Source organism: Streptosporangium sp. NPDC023963, assembly GCF_040639135.1.
GTDB lineage: Bacteria > Actinomycetota > Actinomycetes > Streptosporangiales > Streptosporangiaceae > Streptosporangium.
Genome location: NZ_JBEZZK010000001.1, coordinates 893,703 through 919,596, shown reverse-complemented (window position 1 = coordinate 919,596; position 25,894 = coordinate 893,703). Strand labels below are relative to the sequence as shown.

Annotated in this window: 20 protein-coding genes; 10 read left to right on the top strand and 10 right to left on the bottom strand. The window is 73.1% G+C overall.

Annotation, left to right across the window (positions count from 1 at the left end):
- Nucleotides 1-53 precede the first annotated feature (53 nt).
- A complete protein-coding gene (locus AB0F88_RS03825) occupies nt 54-1,028 on the top strand; it encodes a GNAT family N-acetyltransferase (protein WP_362677026.1) in 975 nt (324 codons plus the stop codon).
- 47 nt (nt 1,029-1,075) lie between these two features.
- On the opposite strand, the gene AB0F88_RS03820 is transcribed toward AB0F88_RS03825, so the two are convergent.
- The 3 genes from AB0F88_RS03820 to AB0F88_RS03810 form a co-directional block, all read right to left on the bottom strand.
- On the bottom strand, nt 1,076-1,630 hold the full coding sequence (locus AB0F88_RS03820; RefSeq protein WP_362677024.1) for a hypothetical protein: 555 nt from the start codon (nt 1,628-1,630) through the stop codon (nt 1,076-1,078).
- Between the two features lie 313 nt (nt 1,631-1,943).
- Complete coding sequence (locus tag AB0F88_RS03815; RefSeq protein WP_362677022.1) at nt 1,944-2,267, bottom strand: hypothetical protein; 324 nt, start codon at nt 2,265-2,267, stop codon at nt 1,944-1,946.
- A 390-nt stretch (nt 2,268-2,657) separates the two neighbouring features.
- Nucleotides 2,658-4,973, bottom strand: a complete 2,316-nt coding sequence (locus AB0F88_RS03810; RefSeq protein ID WP_362677020.1) for a M64 family metallopeptidase — start codon at nt 4,971-4,973, stop codon at nt 2,658-2,660.
- Nucleotides 4,974-5,382: 409 nt separating this feature from the next.
- Between AB0F88_RS03810 and AB0F88_RS03805 the strand changes: the two genes are divergently transcribed.
- The 5 genes from AB0F88_RS03805 to AB0F88_RS03785 all read left to right on the top strand — a co-directional run bounded on the left by AB0F88_RS03805 (nt 5,383) and on the right by AB0F88_RS03785 (nt 11,190).
- Entirely contained in the window at nt 5,383-6,030 is a 648-nt protein-coding gene (locus AB0F88_RS03805) for a protein-L-isoaspartate(D-aspartate) O-methyltransferase (protein WP_362677018.1), read from the top strand.
- 154 nt (nt 6,031-6,184) lie between these two features.
- On the top strand, nt 6,185-6,673 hold the full coding sequence (locus AB0F88_RS03800) for a cupin domain-containing protein (RefSeq protein WP_362677016.1): 489 nt from the start codon (nt 6,185-6,187) through the stop codon (nt 6,671-6,673).
- A 5-nt stretch (nt 6,674-6,678) separates the two neighbouring features.
- Complete coding sequence (locus AB0F88_RS03795) at nt 6,679-7,374, top strand: metalloregulator ArsR/SmtB family transcription factor (protein WP_362677014.1); 696 nt, start codon at nt 6,679-6,681, stop codon at nt 7,372-7,374.
- A 298-nt stretch (nt 7,375-7,672) separates the two neighbouring features.
- Nucleotides 7,673-10,300, top strand: a complete 2,628-nt coding sequence (locus AB0F88_RS03790) for a DUF6493 family protein (protein WP_362677012.1) — start codon at nt 7,673-7,675, stop codon at nt 10,298-10,300.
- A 2-nt stretch (nt 10,301-10,302) separates the two neighbouring features.
- Nucleotides 10,303-11,190: a hypothetical protein gene (locus tag AB0F88_RS03785; protein WP_362677010.1), complete on the top strand. Its 888-nt coding sequence runs from the start codon at nt 10,303-10,305 to the stop codon at nt 11,188-11,190.
- A gap of 103 nt (nt 11,191-11,293) precedes the next feature.
- On the opposite strand, the gene AB0F88_RS03780 is transcribed toward AB0F88_RS03785, so the two are convergent.
- The 3 genes from AB0F88_RS03780 to AB0F88_RS03770 all read right to left on the bottom strand — a co-directional run bounded on the left by AB0F88_RS03780 (nt 11,294) and on the right by AB0F88_RS03770 (nt 17,864).
- Nucleotides 11,294-13,525, bottom strand: coding sequence for an SDR family NAD(P)-dependent oxidoreductase (locus tag AB0F88_RS03780; protein WP_362677008.1), 2,232 nt, complete (start codon nt 13,523-13,525; stop codon nt 11,294-11,296).
- A gap of 35 nt (nt 13,526-13,560) precedes the next feature.
- Complete coding sequence (locus AB0F88_RS03775) at nt 13,561-14,283, bottom strand: TetR/AcrR family transcriptional regulator (protein ID WP_362677006.1); 723 nt, start codon at nt 14,281-14,283, stop codon at nt 13,561-13,563.
- 170 nt (nt 14,284-14,453) lie between these two features.
- The gene (locus AB0F88_RS03770) at nt 14,454-17,864 is read right to left on the bottom strand and encodes a BTAD domain-containing putative transcriptional regulator (RefSeq protein ID WP_362677004.1); all 3,411 of its coding nucleotides are present in this window, start codon (nt 17,862-17,864) and stop codon (nt 14,454-14,456) included.
- 150 nt (nt 17,865-18,014) lie between these two features.
- On the opposite strand from AB0F88_RS03770, the gene AB0F88_RS03765 reads away from it, so the two are divergent.
- Both AB0F88_RS03765 and AB0F88_RS03760 read left to right on the top strand, forming a co-directional pair.
- Nucleotides 18,015-18,602 (top strand): NAD(P)H-dependent oxidoreductase, encoded by a 588-nt coding sequence (locus tag AB0F88_RS03765; RefSeq protein ID WP_362677002.1) that lies wholly within the window; start codon nt 18,015-18,017, stop codon nt 18,600-18,602.
- Between the two features lie 40 nt (nt 18,603-18,642).
- Nucleotides 18,643-19,212: a dihydrofolate reductase family protein gene (locus tag AB0F88_RS03760; RefSeq protein WP_362677000.1), complete on the top strand. Its 570-nt coding sequence runs from the start codon at nt 18,643-18,645 to the stop codon at nt 19,210-19,212.
- Nucleotides 19,213-19,351: 139 nt separating this feature from the next.
- Here the strand turns inward: AB0F88_RS03760 and AB0F88_RS03755 are convergent, their stop codons facing one another.
- Together AB0F88_RS03755 and AB0F88_RS03750 are read right to left on the bottom strand one after the other, a co-directional pair.
- Complete coding sequence (locus AB0F88_RS03755) at nt 19,352-19,960, bottom strand: flavin reductase family protein (protein WP_362676998.1); 609 nt, start codon at nt 19,958-19,960, stop codon at nt 19,352-19,354.
- Between the two features lie 105 nt (nt 19,961-20,065).
- Nucleotides 20,066-20,566: an HAD domain-containing protein gene (locus tag AB0F88_RS03750; RefSeq protein ID WP_362676996.1), complete on the bottom strand. Its 501-nt coding sequence runs from the start codon at nt 20,564-20,566 to the stop codon at nt 20,066-20,068.
- A 162-nt stretch (nt 20,567-20,728) separates the two neighbouring features.
- On the opposite strand from AB0F88_RS03750, the gene AB0F88_RS03745 reads away from it, so the two are divergent.
- Together AB0F88_RS03745 and AB0F88_RS03740 are read left to right on the top strand one after the other, a co-directional pair.
- Nucleotides 20,729-22,279 (top strand): serine/threonine-protein kinase, encoded by a 1,551-nt coding sequence (locus AB0F88_RS03745; protein ID WP_362676994.1) that lies wholly within the window; start codon nt 20,729-20,731, stop codon nt 22,277-22,279.
- Nucleotides 22,280-22,428: 149 nt separating this feature from the next.
- A complete protein-coding gene (locus AB0F88_RS03740; protein ID WP_362676992.1) occupies nt 22,429-23,145 on the top strand; it encodes a maleylpyruvate isomerase N-terminal domain-containing protein in 717 nt (238 codons plus the stop codon).
- 204 nt (nt 23,146-23,349) lie between these two features.
- Here AB0F88_RS03740 and AB0F88_RS03735 read toward each other — a convergent pair whose 3' ends face one another.
- Together AB0F88_RS03735 and mmsB are read right to left on the bottom strand one after the other, a co-directional pair.
- Complete coding sequence (locus AB0F88_RS03735; RefSeq protein WP_362676990.1) at nt 23,350-24,417, bottom strand: TerC family protein; 1,068 nt, start codon at nt 24,415-24,417, stop codon at nt 23,350-23,352.
- Between the two features lie 183 nt (nt 24,418-24,600).
- A complete protein-coding gene (gene mmsB, locus AB0F88_RS03730) occupies nt 24,601-25,887 on the bottom strand; it encodes a multiple monosaccharide ABC transporter permease (RefSeq protein WP_362676988.1) in 1,287 nt (428 codons plus the stop codon).
- Between the last annotated feature and the right edge of the window lie 7 nt (nt 25,888-25,894).

Here is a 25,894-nt window from a genome sequence, read left to right as displayed (position 1 = left end):
CGGCGGGAAAACGGGTGGCCGGCGAAAGCGGCGTGCTTCTACGCTCGGTAGCCATGACCTTCGAGTGGGCTCCGCTGACCAAGGACGATGCCGGGGCGTGGGCGGAGTTGCTGGTGGCGATCGACGAGGTGGACCAGGTCGGGGGGAGGGAGACCGCGGACGCCCTCGCCGAGGATCTCGCCAACCCGCTGCTCGATCCCGTCGAGGGCACGCTGGGGGCGTGGGAGTCCGGCCGGCTGGTCGCGTACGGGATGACCATGGCCCGGTCCGCGGCCGAGCCGGTCCATCGGATGAGCCTGTGGGGCGGGGTGCATCCGGAGTACCGGCGCAGGGGGCTGGGGGGCCGCCTGCTGGAGTGGGCGATCGGCAACACCCCGGTGCTGCACGAGCGCCGCTTTCCCGGGCAGCCGCTCGAGCTCCACGTCGAGGTGGACAGCCGCAACGAGGGGTTGCGGGCGCTGGTCGCCAGGGCCGGTATGCGTCCGGCCAGGTGGTTCTACGGGATGACCCTCGACCTGGGCGCCGAGCTGCCGGAGGTCTCGCCGCCGGAGGGGCTGCAGATCATCGCCTACCGGGACGACCTGGAGGACGCCGTCCGGGAGGTGCGCAACCGCTCGTTCGTCGACCACTGGGGGAGCGTCCAGCACACCCCGGAGTCCTGGCGGAGCACCATCGTCGGGGTGCGGGCGTTCCGGCCGGAGGGATCCTTCGTCGCGGTGGACGCGTCGGGGGAGTGCGCGGGTGTTCTGCTCACCCACTACTTCGAGGCCGACACCGAGGCGACCGGGGTCCGCGAGGCGTGGATCCAGATCATCGGCACCCCGCGCGAGTGGCGGGGGCGCGGGGTGGCGAGCGCGCTGCTCGCGCACGCGCTGGGCGAGTTCCGCGCGCAGGGGTACGACACGGCGGGCCTGGGGGTGGACGCGGACAACCCGACCGGGGCCCTCGGCATCTACACCCGTGCCGGGTTCGAGATCGCGCGCCGTGCGGCCGACCACGGGCTTTCGCTGGTTCCCGCGGTGGCGTGACAACCGTCGTCGAGGAACGATCTCGCGGACCGGCGGGAACGGTGGCGTCAGGGGGAGCGGCAGCCTGTCCGGCTCGGTGCCTCCCCCGGTTTGCGGAATCTCGATACGGGCCGGAGCCTCGCCTGCGTCGACCGGCCGCCGGGGAGCGCCTTCACCAGGGTGGAGAGCATGGCGGAGGCGCGGGTACGGAAGGGGCAGGCGCGTACGGCGTCCAGAAGCGGCTCGACGTCACCTCCGTGCGCCGCCAGCCAGCCGTCCAGCTCGGCCGCCGCCGTCTCCTGGGTGTAGTGCTGGGCGAGCACCCCGAGGAGTTCGCCCGCCGGGGCGTCCGCCAGCTCCCCGAGGAGCGGGGCGTCCCGCCCGTCGGCGAGCAGCCGCTCCCGTACGGCTCGGGTGCCCAGAGGCGTCAGCCGTACCAGCGGGCCGGGCTCCGCCAGGCGCGGCAGGAGGCGGGCGCGTGCCTCGGGCGGCAGCGGCAGGTCGTCCTCGGTGAGTTCTCCGATCCCGTCGACAACGCCGGGACGCAGGTCGCTGGAGTACAGCTCGTCGGCCACGCCGTGGCTCGGCTCGACGGCACCGAGGCTGGAAAGGACGTCGAACACCGCGAGCAGATTCCTGTCGACCTGACGGCGCCCAGCTCGAAGACCGCCTCGAACGCGCGCCGCCACAGCGCCTCCGGGTCACGCAGGAGCGGGGCGGCCTTGGCCACCGGGACCAGACGGTCCTTGCGCACCCGCACCAGGCCCGTCTTCCTCGCCCACGCCATCAGGAGGCTCAGCCGGGGCATCTCGGCGGAGCTGCGCACCCGCAGGTCCCGCTCCCCGGTGTCCAGCAGAGCCGCCAGCTCGCGGGCGTCGGCCAGCCGCAGGTTTCCGGTCTTGGTGAGGGGCCGCCCGTCCGTTCCCACCCAGCCGGTCAGGGCGGCCAGCTGCCGTACGATCTCGCTCCGGGCGGCTTCGGCGGCGAGTTCGGCGGCGGGGGAAGGACGACGGGGCACTGGGGGAAGGCCCGCTCGTCGTTGGGGCCCGCGCCGGTGAACTCGGTCTCGAGCAGCCGGTCGAGCATGTCGGCGTCGAAGCGTATCCGGCCCGTGTCGACATCACGCTGGAACCTGGCCACGGCCCTCTCGCCGTCGAGGACGATGCCGTTGTCGAGGGCGGTCTGCGTCCAGAACTTCCCGACGCCCTGCCGGGCCGGGTCGGCCAGCGCCGCCGGATACTCCGCCGCGGCCTCGGTCACGGCCGCCTCCAGCTCCGCGGTGGAGGCGCCCCGAGGGTCGCGCAGGCCGGACGCGGCGAGGTAGCGCAGGAGTGTCAGCAGGCTTTCCGGCGCGGTGGCGAGGACGTCCCGCTCCGGTGCGTGCGGTCCGGCCGGCCCAAGAGGTCGTCGAGGCCAGGTCTCTCCTCGACGCGCGCGTGATTCATCGTGCCAGGGGACCCAGCTGCCTGCACGAATACCGGTGAGGGGCGTCGCGGAGCCTGGCACCGCTTCACCCCGTCGTGCTGTCGCCTCCGGGGGAGTTCGGCGGGTTGACGTTGTGCGGACGGGAGCGCGACCGCCGGACAGGGTGATGTCCGGGGGAGCGCGGGCGGGACGCCTCTCGGAGGGACGTCCCGCCGTCATGCCGTGTCACTGGTGGTGCTGGTCCCGGCCCTTCTCGGGGACGTCGCTGGAGACCACGGCCTCGTAGGACCTGTCCCGGGTCTTGGAACGCGGGTCGTCGACGAGGCCGGCGCACTGGCCGCTGCCGGTGATCTGGTTGGACACCCCGGCGTCGGACGGGGCGGGCGTGTTGCCGGTGCAGGAGAGCGCGCCGCGGACCCTGGTGCCCGCCACCACGAGGGCGTCGGCGGTGGTGTTGCCGGTCAGCACCGCCGCGCCGCTGAGGTCGGAGCCTGCGACGATCAGCCGGCGGGTGGTGCCGGAGACGACGACCGCACCGCTGACCCGGGTCCTGAGCAGGTGCACCTCGGCGGCGGCGGACGAGGTGATCGCCCCGTTGACGCTGCCGCCGTTCACCACCAGGGACGCGCCGGAGCCGACGGTCACCCCGCCGTTGACCCGGGCGTCGTCCAGGCAGGTGACGCCGGAGCGGACTACGATCGTCCCGTTCCTCGTGCCGGTGATCGTGGTGGTGCAGGCGGGCGGCGCCGCGAGGGTGGTGACCGTGAAGCTCCTGGCCGTGCCGTGGTTGCCGCTGGGGTCGATCGAGCGGTACTCGACGGTGTGCCTGCCGCGGGGCAGCCTGCCGAAGGTGAGGCTGTCGATGACGGTGCCGCTCTCGCTGAACGTCCACGGCAGGTCGGCGGAGGTCGGCCAGCCGAAGTAGTTGAACCAGCCGTCGCCGTCCACCCGCGACTCGTGCACGACGTACCCGTCCTGGTCGTCGCCGCCGGTGAGCCTCATGGTGAAGGGACCGTTGTAGACATGGGTGTCGCCGGAGGCGACCAGTGGTTCTGAGAGCTCGTAGCCGGTCGTGGGCAGCGTGTTGTCGACGGTCCAGGAGCGGGTGTCGTCTCCGGAGGCGGCGGTGAGGGTGTGGTTGCCGGGGGTGAGCGCGAGCGCTCCCAGATCCAGGTCCCCGTCGTCATCGCCGAGCCGCGCGCCGTCCAGCGTCCAGGTGACGGCGGGGACGCTGTCGTCGGGGTGGGTGGTCTCGACGTAGACGACCTCGTCGCGGCCGACGGCCTGGTCGGTGGGCGTTGAGGAGAGCAGGCCCGCCTCGACCGGGGCGGGGACAGTGGTCACGGTCGTGTCCACCGTCCAGGTGCGGGTCGCGGTGAGGGCGCCGGAGCGGATGGCGGGGTCCCGCACGAAGCCGGTCGGGTCGACGACGGTCGCCTTCACCGTGTGCGTGCCGGCCGGCAGGTCCAGCGTGCGGAGGTCGAGGGCGGTGCGCTCGCCCGGGAGTTCGGTGCCGTCGACGCTCCAGGTGGTGGTCAGCGAGTGGCTGCCGGGGTGCAGCGGCTCCACCCAGAGCACCCGGTCGGCGCCGACCGGCGACGTGGTGGGCGTGCCGTCCTGGATGAGACCGACCTTGGCGGAGATCTTCTGGGTCATGACCTCACGGCTGACCTGGTCGTAGTAGTAGCCCAGCGTCCTCATGAGCGAGTGCTCGCTGGGCCGCCAGACTCCCTTGCCGAAGTACAGGCCGCCCTCGTGGCGGCCGATGGTGCCGCCCGCCTCGCTCGGCTCGCCCAGCCAGCGCCACCATTTCCTCCGCTCGTCCCTCATCCGCTGCTCGGTCAGCAGGGTGTGGTGTACGGAGCCGGGCTCGTCTCCCGCGTAGGCGCCGCCTTCCACGCCGCGCGTGTAATAGGTGTACTCGTCCTGCAGCCCGCCCAGCGAGTGGCCGATCTCGTGCGGCGCGATGAGGGCCGACATCGAGTTGTGGCCCGAGGAGGTGGCGTAGGCGCCGCCCGCTCCGCCGTAGGTCCCGCTGTTGCCCAGGGCGAGGATCTGCCGGTTGGCGCCGCTGGTCCCGGTGACCAGGTTGGCGTACGAGTTGGCGGCGGAGTTGCTCATGGTGATGAGCCGCTGGACGCTGGCGGGGTTGCAGCCGCCCCAGAACGCCATGCCCAGCGGGGTGTTCTTCCGCCCGGAGGCGAGGTCGGGGTCGCAGCCGATGCCGGACTCGCCGGAGACGATGTCCACCCGGTAGACGTTGAAGTAGTTGCGGTAGGACTTGTACGGCTCGATGGACCACATCACGTTGAGCTGCCGGTCGGCGTCGGCGGCGAACGTGGACCGCTCGCCCTCGGTGTAGCCGTCGCCCATGATGATCAGATTGAACCGCTTGGCCGGGGCTCCGGTGACCTGGAGCGGCACCACGGTGGCGCTGCCGACGTCGGCGGCGTCAGCGCCGGCGGGCGCCGCGGGAACGGTGAGCAGGGCGGCGGCTGTCGAGACGGCCGCCAAGGCGGCGAGCGGCCTGGTGATACGCATAGCGGGGGGAACCTCCAGGGGCCAGGCGAGACTCCCTGCACTATCGTGCGCCGGCGCTCCGGGCGTCCATCCCAAATACTGGTAAATGCGGACTTATGGCCCCATTGGCTCGTGAGGGTGCCCCGGAGGCACGGCCTCGTCGAGGTCGAGCGGACCGGCGGGCCGGGCGGCGAGGCGCGTGAGCCGGACGCGCGCTCCCCGTGACACCCCGCCCGACCGTGGGCGCCTGTGGTGGATGGTGCCGGTGGTCCGCAGGATTCCCGTGACCGCGGGCGGGGTTCGCGTGCGCGTGCGGGCGGCCCGGGCGTGCCTACCATGGAGGTATGGGCACCGATCCGGTGGCGTCGTTCCTCTGTGATGACGTCATGCCCGGCCGCGGTATCGACCGGATCCCGCGGGTGGAGGCGTGGTGGTCGTGATCGGAGGCGCCTCTCACGAAGACCTCGTCCGGGCCGTCCAGGCGGCGGGCGTCCGTGACGAGCGCCTGCTGGAGGCCGTGCGCACGACGCCACGGGCGGAGTTCGTCCCCGCGGAGCATGTCGAGATCGCCTACTACGACGGGCCCGTCCCGATCGGGCGCGGGCTGACGACCACGCAACCTTCGCTGTCGGCGAGGATGATCGAGAGCCTCGGTCTCGCCGGGGAGGAGCACGTGCTCGAGGTCGGCACCGGCCTCGGCTTCCAGACCGCGCTGCTCGCCCGCCTGGCCGCCGATGTCGTGACCATCGACCTGTGGGCGGATCTGGTCCGGCAGGCGCGCCGGAACCTCGCCCGGCAGGGGATCGGCAATGTCGAGTCGCTCGTCGGGGACGGCAGCCTCGGCGTGCCGGGCCGCGCTCCGTACGACGGCATCATCGTGTCGGCCGCCTTTCCCGAGGTCCCCGCGCCGCTGGTCGGGCAGCTCCGGCTCGGGGGCCGCCTCGTGCAGCCCATCGGACCCGGCGGGCGGGAGGAGATCGTCCTGTTCCAGCGCACCGAGACCGGGCTGGAGCGTCGGCAGGTCCTCACGCCGGCCAGCTTCGTCCGTCTTCACGGAAAGTACGGCTTCCCGCTCTGAGCGCGTACCGCGGAAGGCGCGGTTTCCCGCCCTGAGGGCTCCCGGGCCGTATTCCGGCCGCTTCCCGCGGTGCCGTTGAGGCCACGCGAACGCGTGAGGTGGTTCCATGTTCTATAGTTCTTTGGAATATTGGTTCATGGGAATGGAGAGCGGTATGTCGTACCCGGAGGCGCTTTACCTGGGTGAGGCGGGCGAGAGCAGCGGGATCTTCCGGCCGGCGAGCGCGGGCCCGGATCTGACGATCGGCGGGACGGCGGTGCACTACCTGGGCACCGGCGCCTCGACGGGCGGGCAGTTCGGCCTGTACCGCTGGGAGATGGGACCGAAGCCGTCCGGCCCGTCGCCCCACTTCCACCGGACGATCTCCGAGTCCTTCTTCGTCCTGTCCGGGACGGTGCGGCTGTTCGACGGGCGGAGCTGGGTCGACGCGACGGAGGGGGACTTCCTGCACGTCCCGGCGGGCGGCGTGCACAGCTTCCGCAACGAGTCCGGCGAACCGGCCTCGATGCTCCTGCTCTTCGCCCCCGGGGCGCCGCGCGAGGCGTACTTCGAGGAACTCGGCGCGATCGTGGCCGAGGGACGGCAGCTCGGCGACGCGGAGTGGACGGACCTCTATCTTCGCCACGACCAGTACATGGTCTGACGGTCATGACGGAGTTTCGGGAGGAACCGATCTACCGGCAGCTGGCGCGGATCGGGAAGACGCTGGCCAGTCCGGTGCGGCTCAGGCTGCTCGACGTGCTCGACCAGCGGGAACGCACCGTCGAGCAGCTGTCCGAGGCGGCCGGCGTCCCGCTGAAGAACACCTCGGCCCAGCTGCAGCAGCTCCGCGCCGCCCACCTGGTGACGAGCCGCAGGGACGGTACGCGGGTCTACTACCGGCTGGCCGACGAGCGGGTCTCCCGGTTCCTGGGCGAGCTGCAGGACTTCGCCGGGGAAAGGCTCGCCGACCTGCGGGAGGCGGTGTCCGAACACCTCGGCGACCCCGCGGCGCTGGAGCCGGTGACCGCCGGCGAGCTCGCCGCGCGTCTCGCCGACCCCGAATCCGGCGTCGTGATCGTCGACGTCCGTTCCGCGGCCGACCACGCCCGCGGCCATGTGCCGGGGGCGCTGTCGGTGCCCCTGGCCGAGCTGCGCGATCGTCTCGACGAGCTCCCCCGGGACGCCGAGATCGTGGCCTACTGCGGCGGACCCTACTGCGCGGTCTCCCCGGAGGCCGTGCGGCTGCTGCGCGAGCGGGGTTTCCACGCGCGCCCGCTGGACGGCGGGCTCGCCCGCTGGCGGCGTACGGGCAACCGGCTGCAGGCCGGTTCCACCCCCGCTTCCACCTCCGCGGTCCTGTGACCGGCCGGCCGCGGTCCTGTGACGGGTCCGCGGTCCTGTGACGGGTCCGCGGTCCTGTGACGGGTCCGCGGTCCCGTGATGGGTCCGGCGGGTCTTGCGGCGGGTCCGGGCCCTGCGACGGATCCACGGCCCGTCGCGGGTTCCGGCCCGGTGACGGGTCCGTGGCCGAATTGTCGGAGTGGATCACTACTGTTCGCGGCATGTCCACCCCCCACCAGCACGTTGCCCCGCCGGCCGGGACGAAGGTCCCGGCCTCCGGCGAACTCCCCAGGGCCTCCCGCCGCGAGGAGGCCGTCGCATGACCGCCTGGGAGGAGATCCGCGGGCTCATCGACCGCCGGGACGTCTATGCCGTCGCGATCCGGGTCACCGGGCTTGACGAGGAGGCGCGCAAGGAGGTCGCCGGCAGCCTTCCCGGATACCTGAAGACGCTGCGCGGCCGGCGCGAATCCTGGGAGGGGCTCGACGACCACGCCGAGGTGCTCCGCGCCGCCGGGGCCGGGGTCCTCCCCGGGGCGGCCGCCGTGGCGACCTGGCTGAACCGCCGGGACTTCACCTCCCGCTGGAGCCCGCCGTACGGGGACACCAGGCGGATCATGACGATTGTCGCGACCCGTCCGGCGGAGTGGCGGGCCGATCTGGCGAGGCGGCTCGTGCTGAGGCTCCGGACGGCGGAGGACCGCGGCATGGAGCTGGCGCTCGCCCTGCTCCGCGAGACCGGGATCGAGCTTCCGGACCACGATCCGGTGGTCGCCGGATGGGCGAGCGCGGTCGCCGGTCTGCCCGCTCCGCACAAGGATCCGCTCTTCGACGTCATGCTTCCCCGCCTCTTCGAGGCCCAGGGGGTCGGGCGGGCCCTGCAGTGGGAGAGCGATCCGAACCGGTCGTTGCTGGGCGCTCTGCGCACCCTGGCCGCGGCCGACGGGGTGAGACGGTCGGAGCTGCTCCAGGGATGCGTCAGGCGGTTCCTGCTGGGTGGCTCGGTGACGGAGCTGCGGTTCTTCGTCCGCCTGCACGAGGCCCTGGACCCCGCGCCGCACGAGATCGAGCCGCTGGCCCGTGACTACCTGCGGCTGCTGCCCTCGGCCCCCGGGCCGGTCGCCGAGCTGGCGCTGCGGCACCTGCGCGGGCTCGACGGGCTCGACGGCCGCGACGGGATCGACGAGCGCGGCGGGCTGGATTCCCTCGACCTGGTGGAGGCGTGGGAGTCGGTGCTCTTCCGGCCCGAGCGCAAGCTCGTCCGCGCCGGGCTCACCTGGCTGGACCGGCGGGTACGACGTTCGCCCGGCCTGGCAGCCTCGATCGCGGGACCGCTGGCGTCGGTGCTCGCCGCCGACTCCGTCGAACTGCAGGAGAAGGCACTGACGCTCGCGACCAAGTACGCGGACCTGATGGACGACGAGGGCCGTGCCGTCGTCCGCGACGCCCTCGGCGCGCTCCCGCCCGATCTCGGTCGGCGTGCCTTCGCGGTCTTCGGCGGCGAGGAGCCGATCGAGACCGGACCCCGGGACGGGTTCGATCCGCCCGCGCTCCCGCGGCCCGGCGTCCCGCGGCCGATGCCGGAAGCGATCGGTTCCGTGGCCGAGATGGTGTCCCTGCTGAACGCCTCCGACGACTGGCAGGCGTGGGAGCGGCTGCTGGCCGGTTTCGTCGCCCTCGTGCACCGGGACCGGGAGGGCGCGGCCACCGCGTTCGAGCCCCTCCTGGCCGGCAGGTACGAGTACCTGTACGGAGAAGCCGATCACTGGGACCGGGCCGAGCGCTGGAAGCGGGTCGACCATTGGCTGATCGGCGCCGTGTACTCCCTCGTCGGCATCGCGCCGGAGCGCGGCATCTGGAGGAGCAGGCTTCCCAACCCCCGGTATCTCAGCCCGCCGCACCTGCTCCTGCTGCACCGGGCGGCCGAGATCCAGATGGCCGTGGAGCAGGACGTCGTCCCGCCCCTACTGCTGGCCACCCCAACCCTCACGACCGGACACGTGGAGGCGGCCGAGCTGGTGACGAGACTGGAGGTCGTCGAGGCCGCCGGGATGAAGCCGCTCGCCGCGGATCTGCAGCAGGCACTCCTTCGGCTGCCGAGGGAACGGGACGGGGAAGCGATCGAACGCGCCGGTCGGCTCTCCTCGGCGGCCGGTCGTCTGGTCGCCCGATGGCTGTCCGGGGCCCGGCTCGCGGATCCAGTGGTGGAGATGGGCTGGTCCCACCCGGCGCCCGGGCACGACGGCGGGCGGCACCACTCCGGCGAGCTGAGGCCCGTCCCGTCGATGCGCGCGCCGGCCACCGGGCCACTCCTCGTCGACCGGACGTTCGCCACCCCTTCGGGGCATGGCGACGGACTCCATCTGGCCTGGTGGCCGTCGATGTTCCCGTCCCACCGCGAGGTGGCCGCCGCCCACCTGTCACGTCAGCTCCTGAACCATCCGTGGTACAGCCCAGCGGTACAGACAAGCCATCTGCGCGAGCTGGCCCTGCTCGATGGGCCGCCGGGAGCCGCCGTGGCGCTCATCCTCGCCCGCCTGCTGGGAAACCCGGAGACGCCGGAGGCCGTCGACATCCTGCTGACGATGGCGGGGCGCGGCGACCTGCCGGCCGCCGAACTCGGCAGGCGGGCGGCGGCGCTGGTCGCGTACGAGCAGATCAAGCTCGTCCATCTGACGGCGGCCCTGGACTCGGCGGCCCGCCAGGGCGCCCACGAGGAGGTGTGGACGGCGGTCGCCGCGGCGTTGCCGGCGATCCTGCCCCGGGCGGGTCAACGGCCACGCCACGGGCTGGCCGGGTTCGTGGAGCTGGCCGCCACCACGGCGGCGTGGTGCCGCGCTCACGGGGCGATCCCCGAGATCGAAGCCATGGCGACGCGTAAGGGATCGAGCGGCCTGCTCCGTGAGGCGCGCCGCCTGCACGGGCTGTTGACGGCGAAGGAAGGATGATCATGCGCTCGAAGCACGACGAGGAGCGCCGCCTGCGGCTGGCGATCGGCGACCTGGTCCGCGCCGCCGCGCCTCCCGGCTGGAGCGAGGCCACGGTCCGCTGCGGCCAGGTCGGGGGATTCACCCGCGTTGTCGTGGACTGCGACGGGGTGGAGACCGGTGTTCAGGGGCTGGAGGAGCAGGTCCGGCGACTCCGCGAACTGGCCTATCGCGACGGCGAGGGCACGTGGTTCTCCTGCGAGCTGCGCTTCACGCCGGAGAGCAGGTCGTACCGGGGGCATGTGGACGCCGACGAGTTTCCCTTTCCCGACGGTACGGACATCCCCGACCTCGCGCTGCTGGAGGAGCCGATGGTGTTTCCCCGTGGCGCGGTCCCCGGCTGGCTGCTGGACGCCCTCCCGACGACGGTCCCGATGGGAATCCGCGAGCCCGAGGAATCCTGGCGTCACTTCGGCAGACCGGACGCGTTCACGGATCCCGAGCCGATCGTCTCCGGAGAACTGGCCTACACACCGATCGAGCGCATGGTCGTTCGCGATTTCGGATTCAGTGGGGAGCCCGAAGAGGTCGCCGTCTTCCTGCACGAGGAGGTCGACGGCGGCGGTGATCACCTCCTCTTCCTCGGTAGGAGAGATGGGGAGAAGCGGTCCTACTGGGTGGCCCGCGAGGGCATGCGGGGTACCGGGGCCGGGATCACCGCCTGCGTGCTCGACGATCGGCGCCTCGTTCTGCACCTCACTCCCGAGGGGGCGGACGGCTTGGAGACCGAGACCGTCCTGACCGTCGACCTGAACCTGAGGCCCGTCGAGATGGAGCGGCTGCGGACCGTTCTCAGCGTGGTGTTCCACGGCGGGGCGTCCGATCGGATGCCCTCGCTCACCGGGTTCTGACGCACCGGCCGGTCACGGTCGGCGGGACGAGCGGGGTGGCGGGGCGAGCGGCGTGAGCGGGACGAGCGGGTGCCCTCGGACGTGCCCGCCGGGCGCCGGTCCTCTACCCCCGGTGCCTGCTCACCATCCCCGCCGCGAGGGGGGCGTTCGCGAAGTCGCCCGCCGCCACGCGGGCCGCGACGGTGCGGCGGACGAGGCGGTCGGCCAGGGAGGGGGCGTGCCTGCCGACCATCATCTCGACGCGTCCCCGGACGGTGGTCGCCACGTCGCGCGGGGCGCGGCGGGCGGTGACGGCGCGGACGATCGCGTCGACCACGCCCTCGACGGGTTCCGGCCTGGACACCGCGTCCAGGGACAGCCCCGCCTGCCGCGTACTGTCGTGGATCGGGCTGCGGACCATGCTCGGGTAGACCGTCGTCACGCCGACGTGCGTGCCGACCTCCAGCCGGAGTGCGTCGGCGTAGGCCGCGAGCGCGCGCTTGGAGACGCCGTACGCCGCCGCCAGCGGCAGTGGCAGGAGCGCCATCCGCGAGGCGATGAAGACCACCCGCCCGCGGGCGCGGACCAGGTGGGGCATGACGGTCGCCGTCACGCGCCAGGCGCCGAGGAGGTTCAGCCGCAGCTGCGCCTCGACCTCCTCGCCGGGAGCGAGCTCGGCCGGGGCGGGCCCGCCGCGCCCCGCGTTGTTGACCAGCAGGTCGATGCCGCCGAGCAGGGCCGCGGCCTCGGCCACCGCGGCGTCGACGGACTCCTGGGAGGTGATGTCGCACGCGATGATCGGGATGCCGGAGCCGTCGGGGCGGGCTGTGTCCACGATGTCCAGGCCGACCACGTGCGCGCCCTGGGCGGTGAACCGCGCGCTCATCGCCCTGCCGAAGGTGCCCGCCGCGCCGGTGATCAGGATCCGGCGCCCGGCCAGCGCGCGGGACGGGCCGGCGCGCAGCTCGCGGTCCATGACCCGGAGGTACTGGTCGACGTCGATCCGCATGTGGGGCCTGCGGTGCCCCCAGCGGTCGCGGGCGGCGTCGAGTTCGGCGGTGGCGATCCGCCGCGCGGCCTCGGGATCGGGCAGCCGGTGGGTTCCCGCGCGTACGGCGGCCACGAGGCGGCTCTGCGCCTCGACGACGGGCAGCGCCGAGCCGGTCGACTGCATCAGCCCGACGTAGCTGATCGAGTCGTCGCCGACGGGGAAGACGTGGCGGTAGAGCAGGGTGCTCGCCGGGTCGGGCATCGTGGCGGTGTCCAGGAACGGTGTCACGGCCCGGTAGCCGGTGCACCAGACGATGTGGTCGACCTCGTCCACCCGGCCGTCGGCGAAATGGACCCGCGGGCCGTCCAGGCGCGTGATGCCCTGGCGGGCGAGCACCCTTCCCTCCGCGATCAGGCGGGGGACGGAGTCGCTCAGGGTGGGGTGGTCCTGGAGCACGCCCTCGCGGGGGGCGGGCAGGCGCGGCCCGGCGGGTTTCCGGTCGGCGACCCTGAGCACCGCCTGGGAGACCACCTGCCGCACCCGCCAGGGCAGCAGGGCCGCGAGGGCGCCGTTGAGCTGGTCGGAGGGGCGGCCCAGCAGCCGCTTGGGCAGCACCCAGACACCTCGCCTGGCCGACAGCAGCACGGCCGACGCGTGGCCGGCGAGCTCGGCGGCGATGTCCATCGCGGAGTTGCCGGTGCCCACGACGAGCACGCGCCTGCCGGCCAGCTCGGCGGGGGTGACGTAGTCGTGCGCGTGCGACTCGGTGCCGGTGAACGTCCCCGGGTACGGCGGTTCGGGGAGGCGGGGCTCGTGGTTGTGACCGTTGGCCACCACCAGGTGCTCCACCGTCTCGCGGTAGGGCCCTTCGGGGCCGGTCAGCTCCAGTTCCCAGCCGTCCCCGGTGTGCCGGGCCGATTCGAGCGTCGTGCCGAACCGGAAGTGCTCGCCGACCCCGAAGCGGTCGGCGTAGGAGCGCAGGTATTCGAGCATCTGGCCGCGATCCGGGTAGTCGGGCCACTCGGCGGGCATCGGGAAGTCGGAGAACTCCGTGCGCGGCTTGCTCGTGTTGAGGCGGAGGCCCTCGTAGGACGCGGTGTCGGCGTCCAGCCGCCACAGGCCGCCGAGGGAGGCGGCGCGCTCGACGCCGAGGACGGGCAGACCGGCCTCGACGAGGGCCTTGACCGCGGCGATGCCCGCCGCACCGCCGCCGACGACGGCGGTCACGCCACCACGACCCGGCGCACCGTCGACGGCGTCGGATGCGTTCCGGCCCGCCGGGCCCTCGCGGTCGGTGGTCGCCCCCGGGCCCGCCACGGTGCCGCCGCCGGCGGCCGATTCCCGGCCCGCTTCGCTCGCGCCCATCCGTTGCCTCCCATATTCCATCGGATGATGGAATATTAGCCGTCGGAGGCGCCCGCGCCAGGGGTCGCGTAGAGCCGGTCGACGAAGCGGTGGGCGTAGGCGCGGAACTCGCGCCTCTCGCGGTCGGCGGCCACCGCGTCGCCGCCGCGGGCGCTCAGCGCGGTCACGTGGCCGTGGGCCGCCCAGACCAGGCTGCGCACGGTGATGTGCGGCGTCGGCTCGACGACGAGGCCGCGGGTGGCCGCCTCCAGCAGGGCGCGCTCGATCTCGCCGTAGATCGGCAGCGAGTACGCCTCGTCCAGGGACAGGTGGAGAGTGGGGTCCAGCCACCGCCGCAGCCACAGGAAGGTGGTCTGGGGATGCTCGTCGAGGAAGTCGGCGAACGCGTCCACCAGGTCGTGCATTGCGCCCACGACGTCGCCCGGGGGGTCGGAGCGCACGGCGGCGAGGAAGGCGCGCACCGGCGGCGTGAGCGTCGCCTGCTCCAGCTCGAAGACTCGCGCGAAGCAGGCGTCGTACAGCGACGCCTTCGACGGGAAGTGATGGTGCACGCTGGAGACGTCGATCCCGACCCGGGCGGCGATGTCGCGCATGGAGACACCGCCGGCCCCGTGCCGGGCGAACAGGACCGTCGCCTCGGCGAGGATGCGGTCGGGCGTCGACGGCGCGGACGGCGCGGAACGGTCCCTGGGCGGGCGGCCCCTGCGGCGCGACCGGGGCGCGGAGACGTCTTCCCCGCCCTCCTCGTTCTTCCTCATGCCGGACAGTCTGCCAGGATCGCCGGCTCTGATAATCCATCAGGAAGTTGATTTACCTGCGCTGGACGACCACCGGACCGAGGGGGACGGCGTGCTCCGGGGGCCGCCCGCCCGGGGCCGGTGACCGCCGGTTCGGCGCCCCCTCCTCCCGGCCCGGCGGGGACGCGTGTTCAGTCCGGGGCGGACACGGCGGTGTCCGGTATGACGGCCATGGACCTGATCTGATCGGGCGTGAGCGCGGTGCCGAGCCCGTGTTCGGCGGCGAAGCGCTCCTCGCCCAGCGCGTCACGGATCCGCGCGGTGATCCGGTCGACGTCGCCGCCCTCCAACGGGCTCGGGGGCACGGAGTCCGACGCGCGGGCCGCGGCGCCCGCGCCCAGGAGCCGGGCGGCGCGGTCGTGGTGTCCGGCGGCGGCCATGGCCCCGGCCAGGCCGTACACGGCGACCGTCATCTCCCGGGCCCCGTCGAGCCTGGCCGCGAGGTCCAGTGCCGAGAGGTGCAGGGTGACGGCCGTCGCCGCGTCACCGCGCTGCTCGGCGACGAAGCCGAGCTCGGCCACGATCATCGGGAGGTACGGCGGCGGCTCCTCGGTGCCGGGCGCGGTGCGGTCCAGCACGTCGCGCAGGTGGGTCTCCGCGACGTCGAGGTGGCCGGCCCTGCGCGCGGCGAAGGCCAGTCCCATCCGGGCGAAGACCTGTCCCGCCTGGTGGCCCTGCTCCACGGAGAGCCGCAGCGACCTCTCGCTCGACTCCGCCGCCCGCGCGTAGTCGCCGCGCTGCAGCGCGATCCAGCCCAGCCAGCCCAGCCGCCCGGCGAACTCCGTCCACAGCCCGAGTTCCTCGGCCAGGCGCATGCCGTCGCGCTGCAGCCGTTCGGCCCGGTCGAGGTCACCGGTCATCTCGGCCAGCGCGCCGAGCCAGCCGCCGGCCTCCAGCTGCCCCCAGCGCTCTCCGAGCTCGCCGAAGATCCGCGCGCTGCGCTCGCCGTCGCGCTCGAGCCCTTCCATGTCGCCGCGTACGTGCGCGAGCTTGGCCCGCAGCGCGAGGGCCGCGGCCGTCCCCCACCGGTCGCCGAGCGCCTCGAAGGAGGGGAGCGCCCGGTCCAGCAGGTCCGCGGCGGCGGACAGGTCGCCGAGGTCGAGCCCCGCGTAGGCGAGGATCCACCACGCCCTGGCACGCCCGCCGGGGTCGCCCGCGTCCTCGTACGCCTCCAGGGCCGCCCGGCGGAGCTTCTCCCGGCCGGCGACGTCCACCTCGCCCCGGAGGAACTCGACCGCGGCCTTCCAGGTGAGGGCTTTGGCGCGGAGCGCGGCGAACGAGCCGCCTCCGGAGTCGCCGGGGACGGCCGGTTCCGCGGTGGGGGAGGGGACGGCCGGGCCCGCCGCGGGGGAGGGGACGGCCAGTGCCGCCGCCAGGGAGCGGCGGGCCTCGGCCAGCCTGCCGCGCAGGAACCAGTACCAGGACATCGCGCCGGCGAGGCGCAGCGCGCCGTCCGCGTCGCCGTCCCTGACGGCCGCGTTCAGCGCGGCGCGGAGGTTGGCGGCGTCGGCGTCGAGACGCCGCAGCCAGCGCCGCTGGTCCGCCTCGTAGAGGCGCGGCGCGGCTCGCTCGGCGAGGCCGGTGTAGTGGCGCAGGTGCCGCCGCCGCACCCGTTCGTACTCCCCGGACCGCTGGAGACGCTCGACGCAGTACGCCGCCACCGATTCCAGCAACCGGTATCTCGGCCCGTCGGCACCGTCCACCATGATCACCAGCGACCGGTTCACCAACCGCGCCACCAGGTCGAACACGTCCGCGGCCGGAACGTCGTCCTGCGCGCAGACGGCCTCGGCGGCCTCCATGGTGCAGCCGTCGGCGTGCACGGCGAGGCGGCGCAGGACGGCGCGCTCGGCGCCGGTCAGCAGCTCCCAGCTCCAGTCGATCATCGCGGTCAGGGTCTGCTGGCGCGGCGGGACACCCCGGTGCCCGGTGGCCAGCAGCCGGAACCGGTCGTCCAGGCGGGCGACGAGACCGTGCACCCCGAGGGCGGGCACCCTCGTCGCGGCCAGCTCCAGCGCCAGCGGGATGCCGTCCAGCCTGCGGCACAGCGCCGCGACCGCCGGGGCGGTGTCCGCGTCGAGGGTGAATCCCCGGGCCCCCCGGGTCGCTGCGGACGCGCGTGCCACGAACAGCCGTACGGAACCTGTCCGCTCCAGCGCGGGGATGTCGTCGGCGGCCCGGCCGGGGATCTCCAGCGGCGGGACGTTCCAGACCACCTCGCCGGGCAGGGCGAGCGGCTCCTGGCTGGTCGCCAGGATCCGCAGCCCCGGGGCGGCGCGCAGCAGCCGCCCGGCCAGCTCGGCGACCGGCTCGACGACGTGCTCGCAGTTGTCCAGCACCAGCAGCAGCCGCCGGGGGCGCAGCGCCTCGGTGAGGCGGTCGGCGGCGGTCACCGGCCCCGCGGCGCCCACGGTGTCCTGGACGTCCAGCACCGCCATGATCGTCTCAGCCAGCCGGTGGACCGCGTCCTCGTCGCCGGGGCGGTCGAGCGCTGCCAGCTCGACCAGCCAGACCCCGTCACGCACGCCGCCCGAGGGGACGCCGTCGGAGGAGGAAGCGCCGGCGGAAGGGAAGGGCGCGGCGCCCGAGGGGGGCGCCTCCGTGCCGGTCAGGTGCCTGGCGATCTCGATCGCCAGGCGGGTCTTGCCCACGCCGCCGGGACCGGTGAGCGTCACCAGCCGCTCGGCCTCCACCAGGGCGCGGATCCCGGCGACGGCCTCCTCCCTGCCGATCAGGCCGGTGAGGGGCACCGGGAGGTTGCCGCCGGGCCTGTCGGGCCTGATCGGGAGAACGCCGGGCGCGGCAAGCGACGGGTCCCGGGTGAGGACGGCCCGGTGCAGGGCGACCAGGTCGGTGCCCGGGTCCAGGCCCAGCTCGTCGGCGAGCAGCACGCGCAGTTCCTCGTAGCTGTCCAGCGCCTCGCTCTGCCGCCCTGACCGGTACAGGGCACGCATGTGGGCGGCGCGCAGCCGCTCCCTGAGGGGATGCGCCGCGAGCAGGTCGCCGAGTTCCCCCGCGAGCCGGACATGATCGCCCAACTCCAGCCGTACCTCCGCGCGGTCCTCCTGCGCGGTCAGCCGCCGCTCCTCCAGCCGCGCGATCGCGGGGCGCGCGAACGGCTCGTCACCGAAGTCGGCGAACGCGGGACCGCGCCACGACGCCAGCGCGTCGGCCAGCAGCGCCGCCCTGGCCGACGGGTCCCCAGCCAGGGCCGCCTCGTCGAGCAGGCGCAGGAAACCGGCGACGTCGGTGTCGGCCCGCACCACGTAGCCCGCGGGATGGCGGACGACCAGGTCCCGGCAGCCGGGTTCGGCGTCCTCCAGCACCCTGCGCAGCTGCGAGACCTTGGCCGACAGGGCGGCGGCCGGGTTGCCGGGCGGATCGTCGCCCCACAGGTCGTCGATGAGCCGGTCGGCGGGCACCGGGCGCCCCTCGTGCACCAGGAGGTCGGCCAGCAGGGTGCGGACCTTCAGGCCGGGGATCGCCACCGGTTCGCCGGAGGTCGTCCATACGGCCAGTGGCCCAAGCACCCCGAAACGCATGAAGGCCACGATAACGCCGCGCGCTCGTCGTCTTACCGCGGATTCCCGCGCTGCCCGGCCCGGCCGTAAAACGACGGGAGCTTTTCCGTAAGAGGGGTGCGGCATCGTGGAACACGTCGGACCGGGGACGGACGCGAGGGAGGTACGGAGATGTCGCAGGACGACCGGCTGCGGCTGGCGGTCATCATCGGGAGCACCCGCGACGGCCGGTTCGGGCCCACCGTGGCGGGCTGGTTCACCGCCCGGGCCCGCAGGCGCGGCGATCTGGACGTCGACCTGATCGACCTGGCCGAGACCGGCCTGCCGCAGACCCTCGGCGACCAGGAGGGGCCCGCCCCCGCCGAGGTGGCCGCCCTGGCACCGAGGCTGGCGGCCGCCGACGCCTTCGTCGTGGTCACCCCCGAGTACAACCGGAGCTTCCCGGCCCCGCTGAAGACCGCCATCGACTGGTACTACGAGGAGTGGCAGGCCAAGCCCGTCGCCTTCGTCGCCTACGGCAGGGACTCCGGCGGCCTGCACGCGATCGACCAGCTCCGCCAGGTCTTCACCGAACTGCACGCCGTGGCCATCCGCGACGGCGTCACCCTTCCCCGCTACTGGGAGCTCTTCGCCCCCGACGGGAGCTGGCCCAAGGCCACCGCGGAGTGCAACACCGCGGTGCGGACCACGCTCGACCGGCTGGCCTGGTGGGCCCGCGCCCTGCGCGACGCCCGTGCCAGGAGCCCGTACGTCACCTGAGTGCCTTTCCCTACCCAACCTGAACGACACGGAGAAAACCATGCGCAAGATCATCGCCATGACCCACACCACGCTCGACGGCTTCATCGACAACCCCCACCTGTGGTCCATGCCGTACTCGAACGAGGAGTCGGGAGCGTACGCCATGGACCTCACGCTCGGCTGCGACGCCCTGCTGCTGGGACGGGTCACCTACGAGGGCATGGCCCAGGCCTGGCCCGGCATGAGCAACCCCTACGCCGACCACGTGAACCGCATCGAGAAGTACGTGGTCTCCTCGACCCTGGAGAAGGCCGAGTGGGAGAACTCGACCATCGTCCACGGTGACGACCTCGTCACCACGGTGACCGAACTGAAGGGGCGGCCCGGCGGGAACATCATGATCTGGGGTTGCGGCCGGCTGACGGACACGCTCATGGAGCACGGCCTGCTCGACGAGTACCGGCTCATGGTCTCCCCGGTCATCCTCGGCGAGGGGCAGCGGCTGTTCCGCGGGGAGAACGTCAAGGCGACCCTGGAGCTCGTGGACAACACGACGTTCGGCACCGGCCTCGTCGCCCTCGGCTACCGCCCGGTGAACGCGGCGGGCAGCCAGGCGAACGACGGCTGAGCGACACGGCCGGGGTCCCGGAGGCGCACGCCGCCTCCGGGACTTCCGGGTTTCCCGGCGCTCTCCAGGTCGTTCCCGGTGTCCTCCCGGTCACCGGAGGCCGGGGCGAAGGGGCCGGGCTCAGGCTCGGGCTCGGGAGTCATCCGTGGTGCGGCTCCTCGTAGGGGATGCGGTTCAGGTGCAGGACGTCGCCCAGCGTTCCCCACTCGTCGCCACCGAGCTTGGTCAGCGGGCGCAGCCGCCTGGCGTCGGGCCGGCCGTCGACGAGGTAGTCCTCGTGCACCGCCGCGAGGAAGACCCTGCCGAAGACCAGGGTGGAGTTGCCCATGCGCAGGGTGGTGTGCGAACGGCACTCCAGGACGACGGGGGAGGCGGCCACCCTGGGTGGCCGCACGTGGCGGCTGGCCTCGCGCTCGATCCCCGCGACGCCGAACTCGCTCACGCTCCGGGGGAAGTCGGTGGCGGTGTCGCGGATCAGGTGCAGCAGTGGTTCGGAGGCGAAGTTGACGACGAACTCCCCGGTGTCCTCGACGTTGCGCAGGGAGTCCTTGCGACCGATCGAGGTGAACTGCACGATCGGCGGATCGGTGCTGGCGATGCTGAAGAAGGAGTGCGGGGCGAGGTTCTCCACCGCTCCGTCGGGGGTGACGGTGGAGACCCACGCGATCGGACGCGGAACGACGATCGAGGTCATGAGCCGGAAGAAGGCCGCTCCCCCCATGGTCTCGGGATCGAAGTCGACGCGCATGACCGCCAGTATTCACCGCGCTCACGATCCGTACCGGCCGCCACGCGGCGGGCGGGTCACGCCGGTGCCGCGTTCCTCGGATCCCGAGTCCGTCCGGTCGGCCGTCTACGGGCGCGCCAACCAGTCGTCGATGACACGGAAGTCGGCATGTGTGAGGCCACGGCGGGGGTCGACGCGATGGAGGAGAGCCCGTCCGCGATGGTGCGCGGAAACCCAGACGCGATCGGCGTGAGCGATCTCGTCGTCGACCCAGACGAACGAACGTCCGGCGGCCCAGCCGACCAGGCTACGGGTTTTCCAGTGCAGCGGGCCCTCGTCGTCCTCCTCGGGGTCCGGCCAGCCGACCACAGGCAGCTCGAGCAGGCCGAGCAGCGGGCCGATCACGTCGTTCGCGTCGGACATCCAGGTCGTCGCCCACACCAGGTCGCACGGCAACGCCGACAACCGCGGCCCGTGACGGGGATCGATCCTGGTCAGCAGCGGGTTCGATCCCGCAGGTGACGGGGACACCGCCCGGTCTCCCGGATATCCACCGGGATGTCCGAACGGAATGAGGGGACCGTCGACATCCAGGAACAGCAACGGGCGCTCCGCGGAACCAGGCACCGCCGCAGGATAACGGTGGTCGTTCGCCGGCGAGGCGCTCTCCGGGCAGCGGGGCCGTGGCGCTTCTCGTTCGCCGGCCCGTCGCCAATCGCGTTTCCGCGGGGCGGAGAGTCCCCTCCTATAGTTGGGTGCCAATTGTCGGGCTCGGGATCGTGGGGGATCGTGGGGGTTTGGGAGGGGGCGGCGACCGTGCTCGCCGGCCGGTACCGGCTGGACGAGCTGATCGGCCGCGGCGGCACGGGCGAGGTCTGGCGCGGGTACGACCTGCGGCCGGGCTGGGCGGTGGCGGTCAAGATCCTGGCACCGGAGGTGGCCGACGCCGCGACGCGTGAGCGGTTCGCCCGGGAGGCGAGGACCGCCGCGCGCGTCGTCCATCCCAACGTGGTGACGGTGCTCGACATGGGCGAGCACGAGGGCCGGCCGTACCTGGTGATGGAGTTGCTGACCGGCAGGGACCTCGCCGCCGAGCTGGCCGGGCGGGGACCGCTGAGCGTGTCCGAGACGTGCCACCTGGCCGGGCAGGCCGCGCTCGGGCTGGACGCCGCGCACCGGGCCGGGGTCGTGCACCGCGACGTCAAGCCCGCGAACCTGCACCTGGGCGCGGCCGGCGTGCTCAAGGTCGTCGACTTCGGTACCGCCAGGGTCGCGACCGAGGCCGCGATGCGGCTGACCTCGGCGGGAAGCGTCATCGGCACGGCCGCCTACCTGTCTCCCGAGCAGATCCTCGGCGAGCCGGGCAACGCGGCCTCCGACCTGTACGCGCTGGGCTGCGTCTGTTACGAGCTGCTGTGCGGGCGGCCCCCCTTCGCCGGCCCGGCCACGGAGGTGATCTCCCGGCACGTCCGCGACCGGCCGGACCCGCTCAGGCGGTACCGGCCCGACGTCCCGGCGGAGCTGGAGAGGCTCGTCCTGGCCATGCTGGAGAAGGACCCCGACGCGCGGCCGACCGGGGGAGAGGTGGTCCGCCGGCTCGCCGCGACGGCCCGTCACGTGCCGTCCACCCGCGACCTCGCGCCCCCGTCACCGCCGCCGATGCCGACGTCCGCGTACGACACCGTGCCGCCGGCGGCCGGGCCGGGACCGGTACCCACGTCGGCGTCGGCGTCGGCGTCCGTGTCCGGCGTCCTCTCCGCGCTCACGCGGGGGCGCTCGCCCGGACGGTCCGCCGCGATCGCGCTGGGCGTGGTGGCCGTGCTGGTGGCGACGGCTCTCTGGGCGCTGGTGCCGTCGGATCCGGCGCGGCAGGCCGGTACGGCGGCACCGTCCGCGATCGCCGCGGTGGCGCCGTCCTCGGCACCGCCACCCACACCGGCCGTGTCGCGGAGCGCGTCCGCGGCGCCGTCCCCGGTGCCGGTGCGGTCGCCACCGGCGGCACGGGGATGGCCGGAACTCCTGCCGGCCTTCCACCGGGCGGTCACCGACCAGGAGCGGGAAGGGAAGATCGACCACAGGACGGCCCGCGAGATCCGCGAGAGGATCGTCAAGGTGGCCCGGGCCCTCCAGAAGGGCGAGAGCGAGAAGGCGCGCGACGAGCTGCGCAAGCTCGGCCGGGACCTGTCCGAGGCACGGCGGAGGGGCAGGCTCGCCTCCGACGGTCCGCTCATCGCCTTCCTGCGCGACTCCGGCTTCGTCTTCCAGCAGGACGACCGGGATCGGGGACCCCGTCGTCACCACTCCGAGGGAGACGACGAGGATGACGGTGACGACGACTAGCCGAAACGCGGGCCGTTCGTGTCATGGCCGCGGCCGGTCCGGCGGGAGGGACCCACGGGACGGTGCCGTTCGCGGCGAAGGTGTCCGCGGCCACCGCCGGCCGGCGGCCGGCCAGGGGATGCCCGCCGTTCTCGGGGTACGGCTGGGACATGACCAACGAAGCGAGGGACCCCCTGGCGGGGCTCGACCCGTTCGACCTGTTCGACGCCGAGGCGGAACGTCTCGACCGCTACTTCCCGGGACTCGACGCGGAGGGCTGGGACCGCCCCTCGCGGGCGGCCGGCTGGTCGGTCCGGGACGTGCTCGGGCACCTGGCGGGAGAGGAGCTGTACAACCACGCCTGCCTGGACGACGACATCGACGGTTTCACCGCGATGCTCCGGCGCGAGGGCGTGGACGGTGGTTTCGACGGTTTCAACGAGTGGTGCGTGCGGAACCGCCGCGGCGTTCCGGTCGAGGAGGTGCTCCAGGAGTGGCGGCGTGAGAACGGGGACACGCGCGAGCGGATGCGCGCGCTCGGCCACGACGCCCCGCTGCCGACCTTCGCCGGGCCGTACCCGGCGGGGCTGCAGGCCTTCCACTACGCCTCCGAGTACGCCACCCACGCCGACGACGTCGGCGCGCCGGTCACGGAGGACGAGGCGGAGGAGCGGTCCTGGTGGCGGGCCCGGGTGGGTGCGTTCGTGCTCGCCGAGCAGGACTCGAAGGCCGAGGTCGAGCTGACCGCCGACGGGGTCCGGGTGCACGCGTACGGGGCGAGCGAGCTGTTGCCGGCCCCGGTGTTCGTGGAGGCGACGGTCGGCCGCCTGCCGGAGGACCATCCCCTCGACCGCAGGCTCAGGGACGCCCTGCGCTGCCTGGCCTGACGCCCTGCGCTGCCTGGCCTGAGCGGGGCCGCCCGTCCGGGGCGGCCCTCCGCCGCGCTCGTGCCCGGGACGGCTCCTCGCCGCGTTCGTGCCCGGGGCGGCTCCTCGCCGCGTTCGTGCCCGGGGCGGCTCCTCGCCGCGTTCGTGCCCGGGGCGGCTCCTCGCCGTGCTCGTGCCCGGGGCGGCTCCCCGCCGCCCTCTCGCTCAGTCGCCGGCGGATCCCCGCCCGCCGGAGCGGCCCTCCTGGCCCTGACCGCCTTCCTCGCCCCGGCCCTTCTTCCCGTCCTTGCGGCGCATCCGGTGCAGGGTGCCCGCGTGCGCGCGCTCCTCCGGGTGGTTGCGCACCCGCCGCAGGCTGGTGACGACGGTGACCAGCAGCACCAGGAAGATCACTCCGAGGGAGACCGGGGTCGGGACCTCGGGGAAGGACTTCGAGACGTCCTCGTGCAGGAACGACAGGATGAGCTTGAGGCCGATGAAGCCGAGGATGACCGCCAGGCCGATCGACAGGTAGACCAGGCGTTCGAGCAGGCCCTCGATCAGGAAGTACAGGGCGCGCAGCCCCAGCAGCGCGAAGGCGTTGGCGGCGAAGACGATGAGCGGGTGCTTGGTGACGCCGAAGACGGCGGGAATGGAGTCGAGGGCGAACAGCAGGTCGGTGCTCCCGATGGCGAGGAAGACCACGAACAGCGGGGTGACCACCCGCCTGCCGTCCTCGCGGGCGACGAGCTTGCCGCCGTGCATGTCGTCGCTGACCGGGAGCACCTTGCCCGCCTGCCGGATCAGCGGGTTGTTCTCGACGTCGGGGTCCTGGTTCCGGTGCCGGACGAGCTGGATCGCCGTCCAGATCAGCAGCAGGCCGAAGATCAGGAACGTGAAGGAGAAGAGGGCGATCGCCGCCGCGCCGACCGCGATGAGGACGGCGCGCAGCACCAGGGCGGTGGCGATGCCGAAGAGCAGCACCTTCTGCTGGTGCTCCTCGGGTACCGAGAACCGCGCCATGATGATGACGAAGACGAAGAGGTTGTCGACGGAGAGGCTCTTCTCCACCATCCACCCGGCGAAGTACTCCGTCGCCAGCCCCGGCCCGGCCAGCCACCACAGGACCAGGCCGAAGGCGATGGCCACGCCGATGTAGAAGACCGTCCAGGCGGTGGCCTCGCGCATGCCCACGGCGTGCGGCCGGCGCGCCGCCACCACGAAGTCGAGGGTGAGCAGCAGCACCACCAGCGCGATGACCGCGATCCACATGCCCACCGAGTCGATCGCCATCCGTGTCCCCTCTTACCGGCCGAGATCACTCGCTTTACCCCGGCCGGGGACCTCCACACCCCGTGACCACCGAAGGGACCCCGTGACCACAGACGGGTCCCTGCGACCACAGACGGGTCCGCCCCCCGCCCGCCGGGGTGTCCGGCGGGCGGGGGGCGGATGGGACGAAGCGGATGGGACGGGTCAGCGGGCCGCGCCCGCGCGGCGCTTGGTCCACACGTCGAGGGCGACGGCGGCGAGCAGGACCAGGCCCTTGAAGAGCAGGACCTGCTCGCTGGGCGCGCCGATCAGGGACATGCCGTTGTTGATCACGGCCATGATGAGACCGCCGGTGAGCGCGCCGACCACCTTGCCCACGCCGCCCTGGACGGCGGCGCCGCCGATGAACGCGGCCGCGATGGCGTCCAGCTCGAAGCTGTTGCCCGCCGTCGGCCCCGCCTGGTTCAGCCGCCCGGCGAAGATGATCCCGGCGACCGCGGCGAGCACGCCCATGTTGACGAAGAGCCAGAACGTGACGGACTTGACCTTGATGCCCGACAGGCTCGCCGCGTGCAGGTTGCCGCCGATGGCGTAGATGTGGCGGCCGAAGACGGCGCGGTTGGTCATGAGCGTGTAGCCCAGGACGAGGATCGCGAGGAGCACCAGCACCCAGGGCAGGTTCTTGAACCTGGCCAGCTGCACGATGATGACCATCACCACCGCGGCGGCGGCGGCGATCTTCAGGAAGAACAGCGGCAGCGCGTCGACCTTCTGCCGGTAGCCCAGCCGCGCCTGGCGGGCCCGCCACTGGGTGCCGGCGATCCCGGCCACCGCGGCCAGGCCGATGAGCAGCGTCAGCACGTCGGCGCCGCCGAGCGGGCCGAGGCCGATGTTGCCGAAGAAGCCGGGCACGAAGCCGTTGGCGATGGTCCGTACCTCGTCGGGGAAGGGGCCGATGCCCTGGTTGCCGAGCACGGTCAGGGTGAGCGCCCTGAAGATCAGCATTCCGGCCAGCGTCACGATGAACGCCGGGATGCCGAAGTAGGCGATCCAGTAGCCCTGCCAGGCCCCGATCAGCGCGCCGACGATCAGCGTGATGAGGAGGGCCAGCGGCCAGGCCACGTCCATGTCGACCATCAGTACGGCCGCTATCGCGCCCGTGACCGCGACCACCGAACCCACCGACAGGTCGATGTGCCCGGCGATGATGATCAGGATCATGCCGATCGCCAAGATCAGGATGTAGGAGTTCTGCACCATGATGTTGGAGATGTTCTGCGGGCTGAGCAGCCTGCCGTCGGTCAGGACGGAGAACAGCACGATGACCAGCGCGAAGGCGATGTAGATGCCGCTCTGCCGCAGGTTGAAGGAGAAACGGCCTCCCGGTGCCTTCGCGGGCACCGTCAGAAGGTCGCCGCCGCCCGGTGGCGGTGCTCCGGTCTTTCCTGCGGGTCCGGCGACTTCACGCGCCGGGATCTGGCCGCTGCTCATCGTGCTC

Excerpts from the sequence above, each read along its gene's own strand:
- AB0F88_RS03825 (WP_362677026.1), top strand. The coding sequence starts at position 54 with ATGACCTTCGAGTGGGCTCCGCTGACCAAGGACGATGCCGGGGCGTGG.
- AB0F88_RS03810 (WP_362677020.1), bottom strand. The coding sequence starts at position 4,973 with ATGCGTATCACCAGGCCGCTCGCCGCCTTGGCGGCCGTCTCGACAGCC.
- AB0F88_RS03800 (WP_362677016.1), top strand. The coding sequence starts at position 6,185 with ATGTCGTACCCGGAGGCGCTTTACCTGGGTGAGGCGGGCGAGAGCAGC.
- AB0F88_RS03795 (WP_362677014.1), top strand. The coding sequence starts at position 6,679 with ATGACGGAGTTTCGGGAGGAACCGATCTACCGGCAGCTGGCGCGGATC.
- AB0F88_RS03790 (WP_362677012.1), top strand. The coding sequence starts at position 7,673 with ATGACCGCCTGGGAGGAGATCCGCGGGCTCATCGACCGCCGGGACGTC.
- AB0F88_RS03785 (WP_362677010.1), top strand. The coding sequence starts at position 10,303 with ATGCGCTCGAAGCACGACGAGGAGCGCCGCCTGCGGCTGGCGATCGGC.
- AB0F88_RS03780 (WP_362677008.1), bottom strand. The coding sequence starts at position 13,525 with ATGGGCGCGAGCGAAGCGGGCCGGGAATCGGCCGCCGGCGGCGGCACC.
- AB0F88_RS03775 (WP_362677006.1), bottom strand. The coding sequence starts at position 14,283 with ATGAGGAAGAACGAGGAGGGCGGGGAAGACGTCTCCGCGCCCCGGTCG.
- AB0F88_RS03770 (WP_362677004.1), bottom strand. The coding sequence starts at position 17,864 with ATGCGTTTCGGGGTGCTTGGGCCACTGGCCGTATGGACGACCTCCGGC.
- AB0F88_RS03765 (WP_362677002.1), top strand. The coding sequence starts at position 18,015 with ATGTCGCAGGACGACCGGCTGCGGCTGGCGGTCATCATCGGGAGCACC.
- AB0F88_RS03760 (WP_362677000.1), top strand. The coding sequence starts at position 18,643 with ATGCGCAAGATCATCGCCATGACCCACACCACGCTCGACGGCTTCATC.
- AB0F88_RS03755 (WP_362676998.1), bottom strand. The coding sequence starts at position 19,960 with ATGCGCGTCGACTTCGATCCCGAGACCATGGGGGGAGCGGCCTTCTTC.
- AB0F88_RS03740 (WP_362676992.1), top strand. The coding sequence starts at position 22,429 with ATGACCAACGAAGCGAGGGACCCCCTGGCGGGGCTCGACCCGTTCGAC.
- AB0F88_RS03735 (WP_362676990.1), bottom strand. The coding sequence starts at position 24,417 with ATGGCGATCGACTCGGTGGGCATGTGGATCGCGGTCATCGCGCTGGTG.
- mmsB (WP_362676988.1), bottom strand. The coding sequence starts at position 25,887 with ATGAGCAGCGGCCAGATCCCGGCGCGTGAAGTCGCCGGACCCGCAGGA.